We start from the raw sequence: 1,791 nt of genomic DNA, 5'->3' as shown, positions 1-1,791 counted from the left end.
CCACTAGACCCGTACTTCGCGGGTCGTTGATTTAGGCCTGTGGCCAGCGGGTTTGTGCGATGTCGGTGTCGAGGAGGTCGAGGAGGTGGAGTTGGACGCCGCGGTTGATCTGGACGGTTGGTGGGTCAGTGACGTTGCCGATTCGCAGGGTGAGTTCGCTGAGGTGGTAGAGGATCATCCGGCCGGTGGGGCGGACCCGTCGGTTGTCCGGATAGAGGCCGGCCATGGTCTCTTCGGGGCCCAGAGCGCGTCTGACCTGCCGCTCGATCAGGCAGAAGACGAGCAGGGCCAGGCAGATCACCTGGATCAGCGCGGCGACGCGCCGGTTGTGCTGCACGAAGACCGGTGCGACCGCGAGGGGGCCCTTGAAGTCGTGGTAACGCCGTTCGACGGCGCCCTGGCCCTTGTAGTGGATCAGTACCTGGGCCGGGTCGGCCTTCTCGGCCGGGATGCTGGTGATGAGTGCGTACCAGCCGTCGACGGCTGCTTCGGCCTTCAGCACGTCCTGGTCGAAGTGCCAGGTGAGGCCGGGGGTGCCGTGCTCGTCGGCGGTGGTGTGCCAGCGCAGGCAGGAGGTGACGCGGCGCTTGGCTGTGACGACGCCGATCCGGGCGACGATCTTCTCCCGGGTCTTGTAGTGCCGTCCGCCTGCCGCACCGGCGAGCTTGTCGAGGTCGTCGGTGGCCTTGGCCAGTCGTTTGGTCCGGGCCGCCCGCTGGCCGGCCGCGACGGCGGTGGAATGGACCAGGATCCGGCGCACCGTCAGCGGCGGGTCGCTTTTGCGGCGGCCGGCCAGGGTGTGGGTGTCCTCCAGGACCCGGTATGTCTCCCGTTCCGCCTCCGGTTTCCTCTCGTCCCGTTCCGGCACCCAGCCGACGGCCTCGGCCCGCTGGGGATCCAAGGCCGCGTAGACCTCGTCCTTGATCTGCGCGGCCGGGACGGGCGCGATGAACTCCACCCCGGCCTGAAGCAGGGCGGTGATGTTGGAGTAGGACACCAGCTTGGAGTCGGCGACCATCAAAAAGGTGTTGGTGCCAGCCATCGCCCGCAGGTCCTTCATCGCTCCGACGACCTGGCTGACCTCGGCCGCGGCGCCGTCAAAGACCCGGGAGTGGACGGGGATACCGCCGTCGGCGGACACCGCGAGCCCGGCCTGGACCTGTTTCAGATCCAGGCGCCGGTCCTTGGGATGCCCGTTGCAGGCGATGAGCGGGTATCGCTCGTCCTGGTCCTCGGCAGGGAAGGCGCCGTGGACGGACATGCTGGTCATGTCCCAGTGCAGCCGGGAGACGTCGATCCCGAACTCGGTGATCGCCCGAGCGCCGACGGTGCCCGCGATGACCTCCAGCTTCGGAGCGATCGCGTCCAGCGCGCGGGCCAGGCGGTCATCGTTGAGGAGGTCCGGCGTGATGCCGAAGACCTCCTCCACCGCCCAGGTGCGGGCCCAGTCCCCGACCCGCACCAGCGGTGCGGGCGAGGTCAGACGGTTGGCCACCAGCGCCTCGATGACCTGCCCGTGCGTCAGATGCGCGCTCGCACCGCCTGGACACACCTCATCGACGACCCCGGCCACATCCAGCCGGCGCAGAAACTCGGCAGCGACAGGCAGAGCGCCCAGACGCTTTTCCACCACGGACGTCACCACAACTTCAAGGCGCTGACGCTCAGATCGTGGCCGCGGGGACCGGGAAGTCATCGACACATCCGGACCAACGCCATACGACCGGCCCGGGACACTCCCGGACCGGTCACACCATACGAATCAACGACCCGCGAAGTTCGGGACTAGAT

At 68.2% G+C, this 1,791-nt stretch carries 1 protein-coding gene; it reads right to left on the bottom strand.

The annotated features are described in order from the left end of the window. Positions 1 to 31: 31 nt before the first annotated feature. Positions 32 to 1,633, bottom strand: a complete 1,602-nt coding sequence (locus ACIQV3_RS40510; protein WP_403722402.1) for an IS1634 family transposase — start codon at positions 1,631 to 1,633, stop codon at positions 32 to 34. Between the last annotated feature and the right edge of the window lie 158 nt (positions 1,634 to 1,791).

The organism is Streptomyces sp. NPDC099050, from assembly GCF_044759865.1.
Lineage (GTDB): Bacteria > Actinomycetota > Actinomycetes > Streptomycetales > Streptomycetaceae > Streptomyces.
This window is presented reverse-complemented; position numbering and strand designations above follow the sequence as displayed.